Annotated in this window: 13 protein-coding genes; 8 read left to right on the top strand and 5 right to left on the bottom strand. The window is 60.1% G+C overall.

The genetic code is table 11. The annotated features are described in order from the left end of the window. Positions 1-149: 149 nt before the first annotated feature. The 4 genes from glk to AC6R19_RS05115 all read left to right on the top strand — a co-directional run bounded on the left by glk (position 150) and on the right by AC6R19_RS05115 (position 6011). Positions 150-1112 (top strand): glucokinase, encoded by a 963-nt coding sequence (glk, locus tag AC6R19_RS05130; protein WP_500578613.1) that lies wholly within the window; start codon positions 150-152, stop codon positions 1110-1112. Positions 1113-1355: 243 nt separating this feature from the next. Continuing rightward, positions 1356-4148: a TonB-dependent receptor gene (locus AC6R19_RS05125; RefSeq protein WP_500578612.1), complete on the top strand. Its 2793-nt coding sequence runs from the start codon at positions 1356-1358 to the stop codon at positions 4146-4148. A gap of 96 nt (positions 4149-4244) precedes the next feature. Then, a complete protein-coding gene (locus tag AC6R19_RS05120; RefSeq protein ID WP_500578610.1) occupies positions 4245-5738 on the top strand; it encodes a tryptophan halogenase family protein in 1494 nt (497 codons plus the stop codon). Positions 5739-5747: 9 nt separating this feature from the next. Beyond that, the gene (locus AC6R19_RS05115; protein ID WP_500578609.1) at positions 5748-6011 is read left to right on the top strand and encodes a DUF1993 family protein; all 264 of its coding nucleotides are present in this window, start codon (positions 5748-5750) and stop codon (positions 6009-6011) included. A gap of 38 nt (positions 6012-6049) precedes the next feature. Here the strand turns inward: AC6R19_RS05115 and AC6R19_RS05110 are convergent, their stop codons facing one another. The 5 genes from AC6R19_RS05110 to AC6R19_RS05090 form a co-directional block, all read right to left on the bottom strand. Further along, positions 6050-6445 (bottom strand): type II toxin-antitoxin system VapC family toxin, encoded by a 396-nt coding sequence (locus tag AC6R19_RS05110; RefSeq protein ID WP_500578608.1) that lies wholly within the window; start codon positions 6443-6445, stop codon positions 6050-6052. Beyond that, entirely contained in the window at positions 6442-6672 is a 231-nt protein-coding gene (locus AC6R19_RS05105) for a type II toxin-antitoxin system Phd/YefM family antitoxin (RefSeq protein ID WP_500578606.1), read from the bottom strand. The genes AC6R19_RS05110 and AC6R19_RS05105 overlap by 4 nt, the downstream gene beginning before the upstream one ends. 294 nt (positions 6673-6966) lie before the next feature. Beyond that, positions 6967-9744 carry an FG-GAP repeat domain-containing protein gene (locus tag AC6R19_RS05100; RefSeq protein WP_500578605.1) on the bottom strand — a complete coding sequence of 926 codons (2778 nt, stop codon included), beginning with the start codon at positions 9742-9744 and terminating at the stop codon, positions 6967-6969. A gap of 80 nt (positions 9745-9824) precedes the next feature. Further along, positions 9825-10667: a universal stress protein gene (locus tag AC6R19_RS05095; protein WP_500578604.1), complete on the bottom strand. Its 843-nt coding sequence runs from the start codon at positions 10665-10667 to the stop codon at positions 9825-9827. 135 nt (positions 10668-10802) lie between these two features. Continuing rightward, positions 10803-11624 (bottom strand): DUF3014 domain-containing protein, encoded by an 822-nt coding sequence (locus AC6R19_RS05090; protein ID WP_500578602.1) that lies wholly within the window; start codon positions 11622-11624, stop codon positions 10803-10805. Positions 11625-11852: 228 nt separating this feature from the next. Between AC6R19_RS05090 and AC6R19_RS05085 the strand changes: the two genes are divergently transcribed. From AC6R19_RS05085 to AC6R19_RS05070, 4 genes are all read left to right on the top strand, one after another. Continuing rightward, a complete protein-coding gene (locus tag AC6R19_RS05085; RefSeq protein WP_500578601.1) occupies positions 11853-13520 on the top strand; it encodes an alpha-amylase family glycosyl hydrolase in 1668 nt (555 codons plus the stop codon). A gap of 340 nt (positions 13521-13860) precedes the next feature. Further along, positions 13861-14790 (top strand): DUF6689 family protein, encoded by a 930-nt coding sequence (locus tag AC6R19_RS05080; protein WP_500578803.1) that lies wholly within the window; start codon positions 13861-13863, stop codon positions 14788-14790. Positions 14791-14813: 23 nt separating this feature from the next. Continuing rightward, the gene (locus AC6R19_RS05075) at positions 14814-17303 is read left to right on the top strand and encodes a tetratricopeptide repeat protein (protein ID WP_500578600.1); all 2490 of its coding nucleotides are present in this window, start codon (positions 14814-14816) and stop codon (positions 17301-17303) included. A 204-nt stretch (positions 17304-17507) separates the two neighbouring features. Continuing rightward, positions 17508-17866, top strand: a 359-nt coding sequence (locus AC6R19_RS05070) for an IS110 family transposase (RefSeq protein ID WP_500578599.1), incomplete at its 3' end; no start/stop codon positions are given.

Genomic DNA, 17866 nt, shown 5'->3' with positions numbered 1-17866 from the left:
ATACCTACTCGCCGGGATCACGGCAGTGGCGCCTTGTCCTCCCCTGGGACCAGGGTGGGGGAAATATCGCGGTGGGATAGGGCTGGTTTTATTTTGCCCAACACCGTACCTTATACCGCCGTTTTTTGGGGTCTGGAACAGGGATAAAGATGACAAGTATCGTAGCGGATATCGGCGGCACCAATGCCCGCTTCGCCATCGCCAAGCCTGTGGCGGGTGGCTACCAGCTGGAATCACTGAAAGTGGTGGACTGCAGACGCTTTGGCGGTTTCGACGCGGCACTGCGCCACTGGCTGGAAGAACTGGAACAGCCGCGGCCGCAGAAGGCCTGCATAGCCGCGGCGGGGCCGCTGGAAAAGACCGCGAGTGGCAGCAGTGTCTATATGACCAACCTGGGCTGGACCATTACCACCCAATCCCTGCAGCAGGAGTTCGGCTTCCCCCGGCTGGAGCTGATCAACGACTTCGCCGCCCTGGCGATGTCCCTGCCGCGGCTGACCGCGGATGACTACCAGGTCCTGCGGGACAAACCGCGGCTACCGGATGCGGCCATGGTGGTACTGGGCCCGGGCACCGGCCTGGGGGTGGCCGGCCTGGGGGTCGACAATGGCCACTACCACGTGCTGGCCGGCGAGGGCGGTCACGCCAACCTGGGCGCCTCCAGCGAACGCGAGTTGCAGCTGCTGCAGATACTGATGCGCGAGCAGTGCCCGGTGTTCAACGAGTGGGTGCTGTCCGGCAGCGGCCTGGTGAACCTGTACCGGGCGGTGTGCGCACTGAACGGTCGCGAGCCCGAGGACCTGACCCCGCCGGACGTCAGCGCCCGCGGCCTGGACGGCTCGGACCCCCTGTGCCGGGAGACGCTGCTGGACTTCCTCAACTTCCTCGGCAGCGCCGCCGGCGACGCGGCCCTGTACCTGGGCGCCCGCGGTGGCGTATTCATCGGTGGTGGTATACTGCCCCGGATCGCCGAGCTGCTGCCGGAGAGCGACTTCGAGCAGCGCTTCCTGAACAAGGGCAGGGTGGAGAAGTGGATGGAGACAGTCCCCCTCTACGCCCTCAACGCCGGCTACCAGGCCCTGATCGGCGCCGCCGCGCACCTGGAAGACTGAAGCCGGGAAATTGAAAACTTAAGCAAAAACAAAGAGTTACGGTGTTTTAAGGCGCCCATTCTGCGGGCGTTACAGATTCTCCCACCTCCTCCCCCCTCGGGGGAGGATGTTATGGATGAGGGGCGGGCCTAGGATGCAAGGTCTCACCATAACGATAAAACCTGGGAGAAGATGATGAGTCTATCCAACAAGAGTAAAGGGGCCTTTCGACCCACTTTGCTGTCCGCCGCCATCGCGGCTTCTGTGACTGCTTCTTTTGGTGTGTATGCGCAGGAGAGCCAGGATGCGTCACTCGAAGAGATAACGGTTACCGGTTTTCGCAAGAGTGTGATGGACTCCATCGGCACCAAGCGCGACGCCAAGGCCGTAGTCGAGGCCATCTCCGCTGAAGACATCGGCAAGCTGCCGGATTCCTCCATCGCCGAATCCATCGCCCGCCTGCCGGGCCTGGCCGCCCAGCGTTTGGATGGCCGCTCCAGCCGCGTCACCATCCGTGGCTTCGGTGAGAACGAGAGCGCCACTACCTTCAACGGCCGCGAACAGGTGTCCATCGGCGACAACCGCGGCGTTGAGTTCGACCTCTACCCGTCCGAGATCATGAGCGGCGTCACCGTCTATAAGACCCCGACGGCTGATCTCGAGGCCGAGGGCATCGCCGGCGTGATCGACATGCAGACCGTCAAGCCGCTGGAGCGCGGCGAGCGCGTGGTCAAGATCAACACCCAGTACGAGATGACCAGCTTCGACAAGCTGAACCCCGATGGCGAGGACTCCGGCCACCGCGCCACCATTTCCTATATCGACCAGTTCGCCGACGACACCATCGGTGTGGCCTTTGCCTACAACACCATGAGCTCGCCGAACCAGGAGGAGCGCTGGAATGCCTGGGGTTACCCAGAAATCTTTGTCGACCCTAATGGTAACTTTACCACTAGCGACAAGACTGAAATCAAAAACGATGCTGGTGAGGTGATAGAAGTCATACCCCATGACTCCACCGGAGCTAGCATGCTCGGTGGCGCCAAGCCGTTCGTGCGCTCTTCCGTACTGGAACGTGACAGCGCCATGCTGGTGGTAGAGGCCAGGCCCACAGAAAAGCTGCACACCACCTTCGACGCCCTGTACGTGGATTTCTCCGATGAGAAAATTCTGCGCGGCATCGAAGTGCCGTTCGCGTGGGGCCAGGGGGCCTTCGAGCCCGTCGGGGATGCCACCAATGGCTTTTTCACTAGCGGCACCACCGACGGCCAGCGTGTCGTTGTCCGCAACGATATGGAAAACCGCGACGCCAAGATGCAGTCATTCGGCTTCAATGCCGAGTATGATGTCAATGACGACCTGCAATTTGAATTCGATGCCAGCCACTCTAAGGTGGAGCGCGAGATCTGGAGCTTCGAGAGCTACGCAGGTACCGGTCGCGGCGACAACGGGGGAGTGGCTGAGACTCTGGGTTACACCCTCAATTCCGGTAATGCCGGAGCTACCTTCAGCCACGAATTGGACTACAGCGACTGGGACCTGATTCAGCTGGGCGGCCCCCTTTCCTGGGGCTGGAGTGATGCGCTCAACAGCAAGTATGCCAGCGGTGACGATTCGCTGTTGGGTACAGCACAGGACGGCTTTATCAATGCGCCGGAGATTGACGACGAGCTGAGCTCGCTGAAGCTGGCTGCGACTCAGATGGTCAATGCCGGTATCGTCAACGAGATCAGCTACGGTATTTCCTATCGCGACCGCGAGAAGAGCAAGCGCTCCCAGGGTTACTACATGACCTTGAATGCTTTTCCGGGAACTCTGGAGGTGCCGGAGGAGTACCGCCTGGGCTCTGTCTCCCTCGACTTTATCGGTATGGGTGACATGATCGCCTATGACTCCGCGGCTCTGCTGGCGGACGGTTACTACGAACTGACCGATGAAGCCCTGACCGATATTAAGCACCTGACCAAGTCCTACTCTGTCGGTGAGCAGGTTACTGCCGCATTTGCTCAGGCCGGTTTTGAGACCGAAGTCGCTGGTATGGCACTAACCGGTAACGCGGGTCTGCGCTACGTGTACACCGAAGTAGACACCAAAGGTCACGCCGGGAAGATTGAAAACGGGGAAGTGGTTGCCGAGGCATCCGATGCCAAGCACGACTATGGCCACCTGCTGCCGAGCCTGAACTTGTCCCTGGCCCTGGATGAACAGCAGACAGTTCGTTTCGGTGCCGCCAAGACCATTTCTCGCGCACGTATGGATGAGATGAACTCCTCCGTAAGCTTCGAGTTTTCGTCTACACAGGACGCTAATGGCAATAACTTTAGTATCAGCGGGGGCAATCCCTACCTGGAGCCGAAGGAAGCCATTGGCGTAGATCTTTCCTATGAGAACTACTTCAGCGAAGAGGGTTACTTCTCCGTTGCGCTGTTCTGGAAGGACCTGGATTCCTGGCACTTCGACGACAACTACGAGGTGGATCTCTCCGAGGTACTGGATCTGAGTTCAGTGGAAATACCTGACGGTGTTAATACCACAGCGACCCGCTATAGTAAGGTCAATGGCGGTGGCGGCACCCTGCAGGGCTACGAAGTATCCGTTGCGCTGCCGTTCAACATGTTCCACGAGAGCTTGGACGGTTTTGGTCTGTTGGCCAGCCATACCGGTGTCAGCTCAAACATCGAGGACCAGAACGGTAACGACTACGAGCTGCCGGGCCTGTCCGACAAGATTGATACCCTGACCTTCTACTACGACAACCACGGCTTCTCGGCGCGCGCCAGCATGCGCAAGCGCTCCGACTTCAAGGGAGAAGTCTACGGTATCGGCTTCGATACCGTGCAGGTTGACGTAGTGGGTGAGACTCTTGTCGACGCCCAGATCGGTTACGACTTCAGCGACGCAGGCATCAGCGGCCTGGAAGGCCTGTCCGTATTCCTGCAGGGTGTGAACCTGACCGACGAACCGTTCACTACCCTGAGTGGAGACAACTCGCTGCAGGTTCGCGACTACCAGAGCTACGGCAAGACCTACCTGTTGGGGTTCAGCTACGAATTCTGATTTTCAATAGTTAGTCTCACAGGTAAAGGCCCTTGTAATCCCGTATTGCAAGGGTCTTTTTTTTATTCGTTTCCGCTTTGTTGTCAGGTGTTTCAAGTGAGCGACAGCAGTATCAAAAAACTCGTTATTCTGGGCGGTGGCACCGCCGGCTGGATGACCGCATCCCTGATGGCCAAGGTACTCGGCAAGGTGGTCGATATTGCGCTGGTGGAGTCGGACAAGATCGGCACCGTCGGCGTGGGCGAAGCCACAATTCCACCGATTATCAACTTCAACCGCGGACTGGGCCTGGACGAGCGGGAATTCCTGCAGGCCACCAAGGGCACCATCAAACTGGGCATCCAGTTTGAGAACTGGTTGCAAAAAGGCGACAGCTATATGCACGCCTTTGGCAATATCGGCAAGAATTTCCCTTTCTGCGACTTTTACCATATCTGGCTCAAAAACCGCCTGAACGGTGGCACATCAAGTCTGTGGGATTACTCCCTCAACTACCAGGCGGCTATCAAAAACAAGTTCGCCCCATTGGCACAGATCAGGGGCACCAATCTGCCCGGGCTGTCTTACGCCTACCATTTCGATGCGGGACTCTACGCGCAATTTCTGCGCCGCTACAGCGAGAGCAGAGGTGTTCAACGCATAGAGGGTAGGGTGCAGGAAGTTAAAACCCACTCCGATAGCGGTTATATCAAGGCGCTACTGCTGGAAAACGGCAAAAAGGTTGAAGGCGATCTCTTCGTGGACTGTACCGGCATGGCGGCGCTGCTGATAGAAAAGACATTGGGAATCGGATATGAAGACTGGTCCCAGTGGCTGCCCTGCGACAGGGCCATGGCCGTGCCCAGTACCGCGACAAAGCCTTTAGTGCCCTATACCCGCTCCATCGCCAACGAAGCCGGCTGGCAGTGGCGCATCCCCCTGCAGCATCGCACCGGCAACGGCATGGTCTATTCCAGCAGGCACTGGAGTGACGACCAGGCTTGCGAGGCACTGATGAACAATCTGGACGGCGAGGCACTGACGGAGCCCAGGATTATTCCCTTCCGCACCGGCCGCAGGCTCCAGCCGTGGCATAAGAACGTGGTCAGCATCGGCCTGTCGAGTGGATTCCTGGAGCCCCTGGAATCCACCAGCATTCACATGATCCAGTCCGCCGCCACCCGCCTGCTCAAGGTGTTTCCGCACCGCGGCATCAAAGAGCAGGAAGTGGCCGAGTACAACCGCCAGTCCCGGGTGGAAATCGAGCGCATCCGCGATTTCATCATCCTGCACTACAAGGCCAACCAGCGCCGCGACAGCGATTTTTGGCGTGATTGCGAGAACATGGTTGTCCCCGACTCCTTGGCGGAGAAGATGGAGCTCTTCCGCAGCAGCGGCAAGATATTCCGCGACTACGACGACCTGTTTACCGAAGTGGCCTGGCAGCAGGTGATGATCGGTCAGGGTATTGTCCCCGAAGATTATCATCCGGCTGCGGACTCGCTGTCGGAAGCGCAAATGTCTGACCTGATGGAGAGTCTGAAGACTCTGATCAACGGCACCGTACAGGGCCTGCCCGAGCATGAGCAGTTTTTACCGATAGTGGATTAACGACCGGAGATGGATGAAGTGGATTCCCAGGTTCAGGAATTGCCGATCAAGATCTTTCTGCATTATCTCGGCAACCTGCAGTCCTTGGTAGAGCGGGTCGGGGGCATCGACATAGCATCAGAGAAGCTATTGCAGCTTCGTCTGGTGCCGGATATGTTCCCTCTGGTTCAGCAGATTACGACTACCGTAAACTTTTCATTGAAAGCGCTTCGCCCCTTGGCGGAAACCGGGATCCCGGAATTGGGCGACGCAGAAAACTTCTATCTGGGTTAGATTTCGATGGATTCCGAAGCCACCCTCCGGTGTTGGCCTTACCAGACAGTATCGACCAAACCACTGGAAATCAGGTTCCGATCCGCCGTAACCAGCCGGGCATTGTGGATAATCGAGGTTGCCGCGATGATGCGGTCTGCTGGGTCGCTGTTGATTTCTGAAGTGAAATTGACGGACAGTTCGGCAATTTCAGGCGTTATCGCCTTTACCGCGATATTTCTCGACTGAAGAAACAGGTTGACGAATATCGAGGGCGTGGTGTCGATCTCAATGCGCTTCTTCTTTATCAGCATCGAGATCTCCCAGATTGAGATATCGGAAATGACTAGGGCGTTGTGCTTGTCGGCGTTTTCTATGGCCTTCGCCGCCTTTCTGCTCAATTCTTCGGGGGCCAGGGCATCCCAAAGAATCGCACAGGTGTCCAGCAATATCACGACAAGGCTTCCCAGTTGGCGCCGGTAGGGGTTATGACATCGTGGATTCTTGCAGTTTTTGCCAGATCCTTCAGTTGCTTGCGGGCTTGTGCTTTGAGGTCAGCCGGAGCGGAAATGGTTGCCAGCAATTTACCACTCGAAGTTACGCAAATTTCTTCCCCGGCATTGGCCATCTCAAGGTATTTCAATAAATTAGCGCGGAATTCGCTGATGTTGACTTTCAGCATATGGGCGGCCTGAGTTGTACATTCGACATGTACAACTATAGGCGGGCAACCCTGCTGGCGCAAGGGCCAAATTTGAGCCGTTCTCCTGGCGACTGTTGAACTGACCGAGGGGATCTGCGGCTAATTCGGTTTGCCGCTGAGCCAGCCCGACAGTGGCTTTCCAGCTGATAATCAGTGATGAATATGGCAGGGTCAAGTTGTTGCGGAAGTCAAGAACTCTGATTTCGCGGTTGACTTGACGGGCCGAAAAGCCCCTGCAGATTTTCCCGCCGGGGGCTTTGTTTCGGAAGGGGATTACTGGGTAATATTCATAGCCTGGTATGTGCCATAACTAATTGCCGGGATGCCGTGGCCATCGGTATCGATAAGGTGCAGGCTGTTTGGGGTGATTGTTCCGAGTAGCGTCGGCGAGCTGGAAACAACTTCACCAGAGTCCGGGTCTACAGTCAGCACAAGGCTGGTATCCCGACTGGATGTGAGGCCTGAACTGACTCCGAGTACCAGGTTCTTGGGCCCCTGTCCGTAGTTCTCCACTGCAATCGAGGTTGCAATGCCGTCTACCGGAAAGCGGGACCTCAGACTCAGGTCGTGGTTGTATACAAAAACGTCCGGCTCGAAAAAGTCGTCGCTACTGGCAATGATCTCTTGTAAGTCGTCGCCGTCCACATCGGCAACGGCGATATCCACCAGGTAGGAAAACTCCGTTGAATGAGATTCCGTATAGTTTGCACCATCTGCCGAGAGTACGCTGATGTGATGGCTGCCTGCGGCTACTACCTCCGGTACGCCATCGCCGTTGAGGTCGCTTACGGCGATACTCCTGCCGCTTGCGCCACCGCTGCCGGCCGCGTCGGCGACGCTCCATAGAAGCGTGGAGTGAAGGATATCGTAGGCAAGCGCCGTGCCGTCCTCCAGTGTGACCGCAAGATCCTCATGGCCGTCGTCGTTCAGGTCTCCCATGGCGATGCCTCTGCCGGGGGATGCCGGCTCGGGCGCTTTCCACAACAGCGTACCATCGGGCGCATAAGCAGCTATGCGGGGAGACCGGCTGTCCCGGAACGCCACGACAAGCTCGTCGAGGTTGTCCTTGTTGTAGTCCGCTGCGGTCAGTACATAGGCACTTTGGAATCCGTTGTCCAGCTCGCTGGTGGGCTGCAAGACACCGGAAACCGGATCCAGTACCAGGGCCATGGAGCCACCCTGTATGCTGTCGCCAACGCTCGGTGTTGCGAAAACTACTTTGGTGCTATTGCCGTCCGGTCTGTATGCCAGTCCTCCTGAAAAGGGGGTGCCTAGCTGGTCCGGCCCTTCTGTCATCCACTCGACCTCAACTTCCGGCGTCAAGTGTGCGATAACAAGCGCATCGGTTCCGGTAGAGTCGACATTCGTTCCCCAAATGATTTCCCGGGTGCCATCGCTATCGAGATCCCCTGTTGCGATGCTCGAGGTTCCACTCCCTTGGGAGTCGATACTCCAGGTCTGCTCAAGCGCCACTTCCGGTTCAGTGACCAGTTTATGTCCGGTTAAACTTCCCCATTGTGCATTCCCTACAATAATCTCCGATTGGCCATCACTATTCGTGTCCGCGGTAATGACATTGGCGATGTCGGCGGTATAGGGAAATTCCTTTGCCGCCAGTAGCGATTTGTTGTTTGCATCAAAAACCATGAGGAAATCAGCGTAATCTATACTGACAATTTCATCTACGCCGTTTCCATCCAGGTCTCCTGTAGCCACCCGATTACCAAATCCATCCCCGTAAGCCCACTTGTTGTACAGCCCTTCGCCATTGATGCCGAAGACATATCCATTGGAGGTGACAACCTCCAGCGTATTATCGAGATCGACATTGCCCACATCCATGGATGTGCCCAGGTTCAGGATGCCAGAACTCCATTTGCTCTCCAGGGTTTTGGCATCCAGCACCTGGATCATGAATTCCGCATCATAGGAATAACCATTTTGGATCAGCAGAGCGATTTCCAGATTACTATCCTGATTAAGGTCGGCGGTACGTATTGCCGTAATTGCTCTTCCCTCGGTTTTGTATTGGTCAACAATTTCCCGGTTTGCTCCATCAAGCACCAGTAGCCTGGCTTTACCTTCGTTGCCGGTACCCCTATCAACGGCGACGAGGAATTCGGATGCGCCGTCACTGTCAATATCTTCCGCCCAAATTGCAGAAATCTTCTCGCTGTCGCTCCCTGCTGCGAAAGGGTAGAACCAGGTCTGCACATACCTTTCGCCGTTGTACGCCATGGTATAGAGACGCTGAAAACCGTCCGTTATCAACAGTTCATTGCTTTCATCTCCATCAAAATCGCCGACGACAATGCCTTCACTATGTTCCGGAACTACGAGGCCGCTCCGGGCTAAGGGTAGCTTTCTGTCAGGGTCTACTACACGGATGGTGCCGGCGGTTGTTGCACCGGCTTCGCCGTCGCTGGCTTCCAGTTTCCAATTGAAATTTGTTTCCTGCACAAACAATGGACCGCTGGGGGTCCAGGTCACATTGCCGTTTTGGTCAACGGCCATTCCGTTGGGTTGAGCCAGGAACTGGAATTTTATCGGGTCATCGTCCGGGTCTTCCACAAGGATTTGGAAGCTCAGCTTCTCGCCGTAGGAAGCAACTTCGGGCACATTGAGTGCCGTAGCCTCTGGCGGTCTGTTGAGAATAGTGATGTCGATGGTTTTAGTTGCCGCTTCGCTGCCGTCGGATACGCTAAGGGTGAGAGTTACGGTATCGCCTTTGGCGAAGTGATCGCTGGATAGTTGGGCAGATGCTTCTCCGGGGATGTCGTTGTCGTTGACACTCCATTGAAAGTCGATTGTCAGGTCGTCGCCGTCCGGATCGCTGGTGTCGTACTGGACGCTTAGGTCGGTATCGCCGTAGGCTTCGGCGGGACTGATTTCCAGCTCGTGGATCGCCGGGGGAGAGTTAGCGGTACCGCCAGAGCTGCTGCTCCCACTGGAACCACCATCGGAGGAGCTGCCGCCCCCGCCGCAGGCGGCGAGTGAGAAGGCGAGGAGCGCAGTCAACAGGCGGCGAATGGGGGAGGCTGTTGGAGTCATGGGGATTCCCTCCAGATCTTATTGGTCTTGTTTGTACCCATGAGCCGGCGAGCACCCCGGGAGCCCGCCAGCTTATTGCGTTACCGGGTGGTGGTGAAGGCATTACACACCATCACATCCACCTCCAACGACCCAATCACCCGCTCCGCCGTATTCCCCCGCAACAGCGAGCCGGTCTCACCATATTGGTTCAGGGTGCCCATCACCACCAGGTCCGCGTCGATCTCCTTCGCCACCTCGGCCACCACCTCGTTGGTATAACCCCGCTTGACGTGGATGCGGCTGGTGGGCACGCCGGTCTTATCCGCCAGTTTGGCCAGGGCGCCGCGGTCCGGGTAGCGCATGGAGTCCAGGAAGGCGTTCACCAGGTGCAGTTCGGCGCCGTAGACGTTGGCGATGTAGTTGGCGCGCTCGGTGATCTGGCGGTTGAGCTGGCGCTGCTGGCTTGTCTGGGCCTGGTAGTTGACCGTGGCCAGCACCACCTTGCGCTCGCTCTTGGCGCCTGGGCGGATCAGCGCCACCGGGCATTTTGCCCCCTTCAATACCTGCCACTTGGATTCGGCAAAGGTGAAGCGGCGGCTGCTTTTGGCGTGCACTGGCAGGTACACCATTTCCGCGCCGTAGCGCTTGGATTCCTGGATGATGGCTTCCTGCCAGTCGCTGGTCCAGCTGACGATCAGTTCGTATTGCAGGCCGGCCTCTTCCGCCGGTTTGCGGATCTGGTCGCGGAACCAGAATTCATCGCGGAAGAGATGGTCGTTCACCGCGCGGGTGTCCACCGCTTCGCCGTCCACGGCCACGAAGATGATGAGCTTGGGCTGCGGGTTGCGCAGCCTGGCGGTGGTGAGTACCCGCTCCAGGGCAACGTGGTTATCGTCGTTGGGGTCTACCACCACGAAGATGGTTTTTTGCTCGGCTTGCATTTTTCTCTCCTCGGCTGGGCTCTCTTTTGGGGAAATATTTCCCCGTTTCGAGCGACATTTTTCCGAGCCGCACAGGCCGCGCATACCCCCTCGGCCGGTGCAGACCGGCTGGTCGGAGAGATTACCACATTCGCGCTATTCGGTTGCTTGCAAGGGTATCTTTTCCAGCTCCGCTTTCAGCTCCCGCAGCTTCTCCTTCACCCGCGTTGCGTTATCCGGCCCCATGCGGATCATCAGCTTGTGCAGCCCCGGCAGTTTCTCCAGCTTGGGGTCGGCGAACTTGTAGTAGACGGACGGGCGCACCAGTTGGATGGGCTCGTCGACCTCTGGTGCCGCCAGTACCTGGTCTATGGCCTCCAGTACCTCCTGGTGGAAGTTCTTGTTCCTGATGCCCAGTTCGCCGTAGGCCTGGGCCAGGCGGGGGTACCAGTAGCGGTAGATCTCCACGGCGGCTTCCGTGTCCATCATCGCGAAGAGGCGCACCGGCTGGTCGTAGCGGTGGTAGTTGTCCGCGGAGAGCCGCATGCCGGTGGCCCCCGCCTCGGTGACGAGGAGCGGCCCCTTGATGGTTTTCAGCGGGCGGTGCTTGTGGATCAGCTCGCCGCGGGAGCCGGCGTTGACCGCGGCAACCCATTTGCGCACCACCTCGTCGGGCACCAGCCACCTGGCCAGGGCGCCGTCCGCGGCCAGGCTCATCAGGTCCTTGTAGGCGGCATCGTCGCTTTCGTTCAATGGCGGGGGAGGGCCCTTCTCCGGCTCGGGGGCGGGCGCCGGCTCCGGGGGCGGTGGCGCCTCGATTTCGGGCATGGGTTCGGGGGTGGGTTCGGGCTCTTCTACCACCGGCGGCACCGGGGTCTCGGCCCTGTCGCGGAACAAAAACCAGTAGGCCCCCGCCGCCAGTACGGCGACCACGACCAGGCCGATGATCCAACCCTGACTCGACTGGTGATCCGACATTCCCTGCCTCCTGTAGCTGCGGTTTGACTATTGGACCGCGACGGCGGTTGGCGGTTTCCAGCGGGCCCGCGCGATCCTCAGCAGCTACATTACTCTGCGTCGGGACGGGTCGCAAAGTTTTCAGCCTACGCCCCCGAACGGGAGGATGCGGGAATCGGTGCGGACATTACAGTAACCTGACTATTCTGCGATCGATGATCCCACCGGGATATATAAAGAGGGATAACAATGAAAAGACTCGCCAGTCTCCTCGCCGCGCTGCTTCTGGGAAGCAGCGGCTGCACCGCCGACACCCCCGAACGGGCGGGTAGCATCGACCCCTTCTGGAACAACGCCACCATCTATTTCATGCTGCCGGACCGTTTCGAGAACGGCAATCCGGACAACGATCTGTCCTACGGCCGCAAGAGGGACGCCGCCCACCTGCGCGGTTTCGCTGGCGGCGACCTGCGCGGTGTGATCGACAGGCTGGAGGCGGGCTACTTCAACGAACTGGGTGTGGATGCCATCTGGATGTCACCGGTGGTGGAGCAGATACACGGCAGTACCGACGAGGGCACAGGGGGCACCTACGCCTTCCACGGCTACTGGCCCAGGGACTGGACTGCGGTGGACGCCAACTTCGGCAGCGAGGAGGAGCTGGCGCGCCTGATCGGGATAGCGCACGGCAAGGGTATACGCGTCCTGATGGATGTGATCATCAACCATACCGGCCCCGTGACGGAGCGGGATCCGCTGTGGCCGTCCGACTGGGTGCGCTCCGCACCGGCCTGCGATTGGTCCGGTTTTGCCGGCAATGTCCGCTGTACTCTGGTGGAGAACCTGCCGGACATACTCACCGAGAGCGAGAAGCCCGTCGAGCTGCCGCCGCTGCTGGTCGACAAGTGGAAGAGGGAAGGCCGGCTGGAACAGGAACAGGAGGAACTGGATGCCTTCTTCGCGCGCACCGGCTACCCGCGAGCGCCCAAGTACTACATCGTCAAGTGGCTCACCGACTGGGTGCGGGAATACGGCGTGGATGGCTTCCGCGTGGACACCGCCAAGCATGTGGAGCCCGAGACCTGGGCGGTACTGAAAAAAGAAGCCGCCCTGGCACTGGCGGAATGGAAGGCGAAAAACCCCGCTGAGAAAGTCGATGACCGCGACTTCTTTATGGTCGGCGAGGTATACCATTTCGGGGTCAACGATTTCGGTTCCACCAAGGGCCGCGCCTACGACTACGGCGACGAGCAGGTCGATTTCTTCGACTACGGCTTCGACAGCCTGATTAACTTCGGCTTTGCCCAGCATGCCAAACAGTCGCCAGAGGAAATTTTCTCCAGCTATTCCGCGGCGCTGAACGAAGGCCCGCTTGCCGGGCTGGGTGTGCTCAACTACCTGGGTTCCCACGACGACCACCACTCCTTCGACCGCGAGCGCAAGCAGGTGAAGAGCGCGGCGACCAAGCTGATGCTGGCCCCGGGCGCGGCGCAGATATACTACGGCGACGAGCTGGCAAGGCCGATGATCGACGAGCGCGCCGATGGCGATGCCTCCATGCGCACGCCGATGAACTGGGGTGACCTGGAAAAGGCCGAAACCCGCGAGATCCTCGCCCACTGGCAGAAGCTGGGCCAGTTCCGCCAGGCGCACCCGGCGGTGGGCGCCGGCGTGCACAGGAAACTGCAGGACAAGCCCTACACCTTCTCCCGCACCCTCGAGGGCGAGCAGCCGGTGCTGGTCTCCCTCGGCACCGGGATCGGCAAAAAGTCCCTGCCGGTACAGGGTGTCTTTGCCGACGGCACCCTGGTGAAGGATTTCTATTCCGGCCGGGAAGCGGTGGTCCAGGGTGGCCTGATTGAATTCGACACAGAGTTCGATCTGCTGTTACTGGCGCAGGGTACTGACAGTCCCTGATCCTTCTCTATTTATTTCTCCACTTCCTCTCTTATTTCTCTCTCGTCTGCTTCTCCCGCCGCCGCGTGCGGCGGGTTTTTTTACCCAAGATTCCAACCGCCTGGCGCGCCAGCCATTTGCTGAGCAGCGGCAATATAGTGATTTATGCGACCAAATGGCCAGATGGATCACGATTTTACCGGAACTCCCGAGCCAAAACCCAAAGGGACAGGCGTCACTCCATAGCGGCGGCTACGCTTGGAATTGCTATACGCGGCTGTAGTGGAATCAAACAATAAAAGGAACAGCGAGTGGAGGCGGCATGTTGCGGCACCGGAAAAAAAATAAGCAAAGCAGGGTGATGAGGGTCTCCCCGCGGGCGCGGCTGCTGGCCGGTCTCTGCCTCGCACTGCTCGCCGCCGGTGCCAGCGCCGGCCTGCTGGGGAGTCTCCTCAACAAGGTGAAAGTCGAAGTCAACCTCGGCCAGCTGCTCAATGTGAGCCTCGACGACACCGTGCTCAACCTCCAGCTCCTGGGCCTGGTGGAACTGGAGATAGACGGCAATCAGGTGCTCGCCCTGCTCTCCCTGGAGAACGGTGTAGAGGCCGACTTACTGCTTACCTTCGACGAGGTCGAGGACCTGACCGAGGACAGCATCGGCCTGTCCGTAGCGCAGCTGAACCCGATGGACCCGCTATTGCTGCGGCGCCTGCCGGCCGGTGTGCAGCTGCCGCCGCAGGGGGCCTTTCCGATGCTGATCAGCATAGAGCCGCCCGCCGCCGAAAACCTGAGCTTCGACAACACGGTGGAACTGGAGCTGCACACCCACAACCTGGAGTACACGCCGGGCACCAGGCTGCGCCTTTTCGCCGCGTCCAATGGCGGGGATTTTCGCGATATCACCACCTATGTGGGCGAGGGCAGCTACCGCTGCCGCGGCAGCCGCGGCAAATTCTCCGAATTCCTGGTGGCGCTGGACACGCGCGATACGCAGACGGTGATCGCGGACAAATTCAATTACCTGCAGTCCCGCCTGTATGACTTCCGCGGCGAGATGTCCGCTTCCGCCTACTGGACCCTGTTCATCAAAATCGTCAGCGCGCGCAGCGCCTGGTACTTCGGCGACAAGGCATTCGCCGTGGAACAGCTGGAATCCGCCCTGGAAACCATCGACGAGAAGAGCGGTACCGAGATCCCCAACGACTGGAGCGCAAGCGAGCAGACGGACAATGCGGCCGGCGAACTGGCCGCGGCAATTCACACCCTGATCTTCAGCCTGCAATTGCCGTAGGGTGCGCCATGCGAGAAGCGAATATGCCTGAAAACGCCGCCGCCCCCTCCGAACTTCCCCCGCCGGCCGGCAAGGCAAGTCGCGCGCTGGTGCTGCTGTTTGTCGCCCTGGCCGCCGTGGTCAGCCTCGCGCTGCTGGGATCGCGCCAGCCCACACAGACGGGGCGCGAAGCCGCGGGCGCGGTACACTCACTGGCGGTACTGCCGGTGCAGCTGTCCGGCCTGCCGGCAGAGGCCGGCTGGATTACCGGCGGCGGGCAGCTGCTCCTGAACCAGGCGCTCCAGGACCTGCAGGAAATCCGCCTGCTGGAGACGGAGGATATCGACAGGGCCTTGGGAATTTTCCAGCAGGAATTCCCCAGCGCCGAGGACCGGCAGACCCAAAAAATCGCCCGCCTGATGGGCGCCGACTACCTGCTCTCCACCCTCATCACCCCGGCGGGAGATGAATACCGGGTGCGGCTCAAACTGCTCAGCCTGCACGCCGACAACCGCGATGCGCAAACCCTCGCCGACAAGCTGCTGGAGCCGAAGGCACTGCCCCGTTTCTTCCAGGGGGCCCAGCCCCTGGTGCGCGACGCGCTGAGAATCGATGGTGTGGCCACAGTGGAAACGCCCCTGTGGAGCCTGGATGCCGAGCGCTATACGCGCGCCAGGGAGGCCTATGCCCTGGGGCAGCTGCAGGAGGCCGGGAGGCTGCTCGACGAGCTGCTGCGCTCGCAACCGGGCTATGCCCCCGGCTGGTTGCTGCAGGCCCGGGTGCGGATGGCTGCAAACCAGGCCGAGCAGGCCGAAGCCAGCCTGCGCGAGGCCATAGCGGCGAGCCGCACCGGCTCACTGGTTTTCTTTCAGGCCCAGGCGCTGTCCGCCGAGTGGGCCGGCGACACCGGGGCGGCGGAAATATTCCTGCGCCGCCTGATCGCCGCCTTCCCCAATCACACTGCCGCGCGCATGGACCTGGCCGCACTGCTGATGGATCAGGGACTCTTCGAGCCGGCCCAACTGGAACTGCAGGCGGTGGTGGAGCTGGACCCGCAGCACCCGCGCGCCTGGCTGGAACTGGCCAAGGCCGCGATTGTTTCCGGCAATGCCCAGCGCGCCGTGGACGAGTACCTGGTGGAAGCCCTGGACGCCTACAGCCGCCTGCAGAATCTCAGCGGCCGCGGCGATGTGCTGAATGCCTTCGGTGTGGCCTACCAGCGCCTGGGTCAGTGGCGGCAGGCCCGGGATTACTACAGGCAGGGCCTGGAGCTGCGCCGGTCCGAGGGCGACAGGCGCGGCCAGGTGATCAGCCTCGGCAACCTGGCCGCCCTGCACAGCATGCGCGGTGAGGCCGCCGCGGCGGAGGACAGGCTGCGCGAGGCTCTCGAGGTGGCGCAGGGGCTGGAGGACGGCAAGGCCGAGAGCGAAATCTACAACCAGATGGGCCTGCTGGCGGAGGAGCGGGGAAATTACCGGGATGCCCTGCTCCACTACCGCGAGGCACTGGCCATTCGCATGCGCCTGGACGACGTCTGGCTGCGCGCGGAGAGCCAGAACAATGTGGGATTCATCTATTTCCTGAGGTCGGATTTCGACCACGCCATGGTCTACTGGAACAGCGCCCGGGAGAATTTTGCCGCGGCGCAGGACGCTCTGGGTGAAGTCCAGGTGCAGCAGAATGTCGCCCAACTGGAAATGCAGCGGGGCAACTGGCCCGAGGCCTTCCGGGCGCTGCGGGCCGGGGAGAAGCTGGCCAAGGCGGAGCAGCTGCCGAGTGAGGAGATGGTCATCCGCGCCTACCTGGGCCGCCTCGCATTCCTGCAGGGGCGCTTCAAGACCGCCGCTGAGAGCTGGGACACGGCCTTTGAATTCGTGCGTGAACGGGGCGACATGCGCGGCACCGTGGAATTCGGCCTCTGGCGGGCCGAGCTGTCCCTCGCCCTGGGCCAGCTACAGCGGGCCGCGAGACAGCTGACCGAACTCGGCGACACACTGGCGGAACACGGCAGCCCGGAGCAGCGGGTGACCGCAAAACTGCTGCAACTGCAGTTGGCGATGGAAAATGAAGAGCGGCAGCGCGCCGAGGCGATTTTCGGGGATATGGCCCCACTGCTCGGTGAAGAGGTGCCGCGGAGCCTGCAGCTGCGCGCTGAGGTGGCCGCGGCGCAGCTGGGGTTGCGGGAACCGGCGGAACTGGAGCGGGCCCAGTGGGCGGATCACCCGGTGGAGTGGCTGCAGTGGCTGGAAGTGCAGTCCGTGGGCCAGAGCGCCCGGGGCGACTGGGCGGGGCTGCAGCAGAGCCTGGCCACTGCCAAACCGCTGCTGAAAAAAGTGGATGGCTACTGGCGCGGTTACATCTTCGACCACCTGAATTTCCAGCTGTCCCGGCACCGGGGCAGGGCGGACATTGCCGCGCGGGCCAGCGCCAACCGCGCCTACACCAACCTGCTCAGCCAGATCGCCGACGAGGACAGGGCGGCCTTCCGCGCCCGCAACCCCATGCCGCACGAGCTGGCGATGAATATCAACTGATAATGCCGGGACTCGGGACTCGGGACTCGGGACTTGGGACTTGGGGGGCTTGGGGGGCTTGGGACTTGGAACTCGGAATCTGCGTTGTAGGAGATGTAATAAAGCGGCGAGGCATTGATCTAGCTTTGGAAGGGGTCAGTCCCCTAATCTGGTTGAGATTGAATCACAAGGTCGCTAAGCGCCTTAAACCAGAAGGGGACTGACATGAACAACTGTGGCATTGATCTGGCAAGCAAATCAAGCAGCATCTGCATCACTGACAATAAGGGCAAGGTTCTACGGGAGAGGGAAGTACCCACCGAGACGGGGGACTTCGCCAAGGCGCTGAGTGGTTTTGGGCGGCTGCAGGTAATTCTGGAAGCGAGCCCGCTGGCGGAGATGGCCGCACGGATCGTCGAGGAGCTGGGGCATGAGCCGGTGATCATCGACCCCCGGCTGGCCAAGAACCTGATGAAGGCGAAAAAGAAGACTGACCGGCGGGACGCCCGCACCCTGGCCGAGATAGGGCGCAGCGGCTGGTTCAACCCAGTGCATCGCAAGAGCGCGGAAGCGCGGGAACTACG

The sequence above is a fragment of the Microbulbifer sp. SE14 genome, assembly GCF_059834885.1.
The sequence above is the reverse complement of the archived record's forward strand: the minus strand, read 5'-3'. Positions and strand labels throughout refer to the sequence as shown.

What these genes read in the sequence shown, in the direction of transcription:
- AC6R19_RS05115 (WP_500578609.1), top strand. Translation starts at nt 5,748, where the DNA reads ATGGATGAAGTGGATTCCCAGGTTCAGGAATTGCCGATCAAGATCTTT.
- AC6R19_RS05100 (WP_500578605.1), bottom strand. Translation starts at nt 9,744, where the DNA reads ATGACTCCAACAGCCTCCCCCATTCGCCGCCTGTTGACTGCGCTCCTC.
- AC6R19_RS05105 (WP_500578606.1), bottom strand. Translation starts at nt 6,672, where the DNA reads ATGCTGAAAGTCAACATCAGCGAATTCCGCGCTAATTTATTGAAATAC.
- AC6R19_RS05080 (WP_500578803.1), top strand. Translation starts at nt 13,861, where the DNA reads ATGAGGGTCTCCCCGCGGGCGCGGCTGCTGGCCGGTCTCTGCCTCGCA.
- AC6R19_RS05075 (WP_500578600.1), top strand. Translation starts at nt 14,814, where the DNA reads ATGCCTGAAAACGCCGCCGCCCCCTCCGAACTTCCCCCGCCGGCCGGC.
- AC6R19_RS05095 (WP_500578604.1), bottom strand. Translation starts at nt 10,667, where the DNA reads ATGCAAGCCGAGCAAAAAACCATCTTCGTGGTGGTAGACCCCAACGAC.
- AC6R19_RS05090 (WP_500578602.1), bottom strand. Translation starts at nt 11,624, where the DNA reads ATGTCGGATCACCAGTCGAGTCAGGGTTGGATCATCGGCCTGGTCGTG.
- AC6R19_RS05085 (WP_500578601.1), top strand. Translation starts at nt 11,853, where the DNA reads ATGAAAAGACTCGCCAGTCTCCTCGCCGCGCTGCTTCTGGGAAGCAGC.
- glk (WP_500578613.1), top strand. Translation starts at nt 150, where the DNA reads ATGACAAGTATCGTAGCGGATATCGGCGGCACCAATGCCCGCTTCGCC.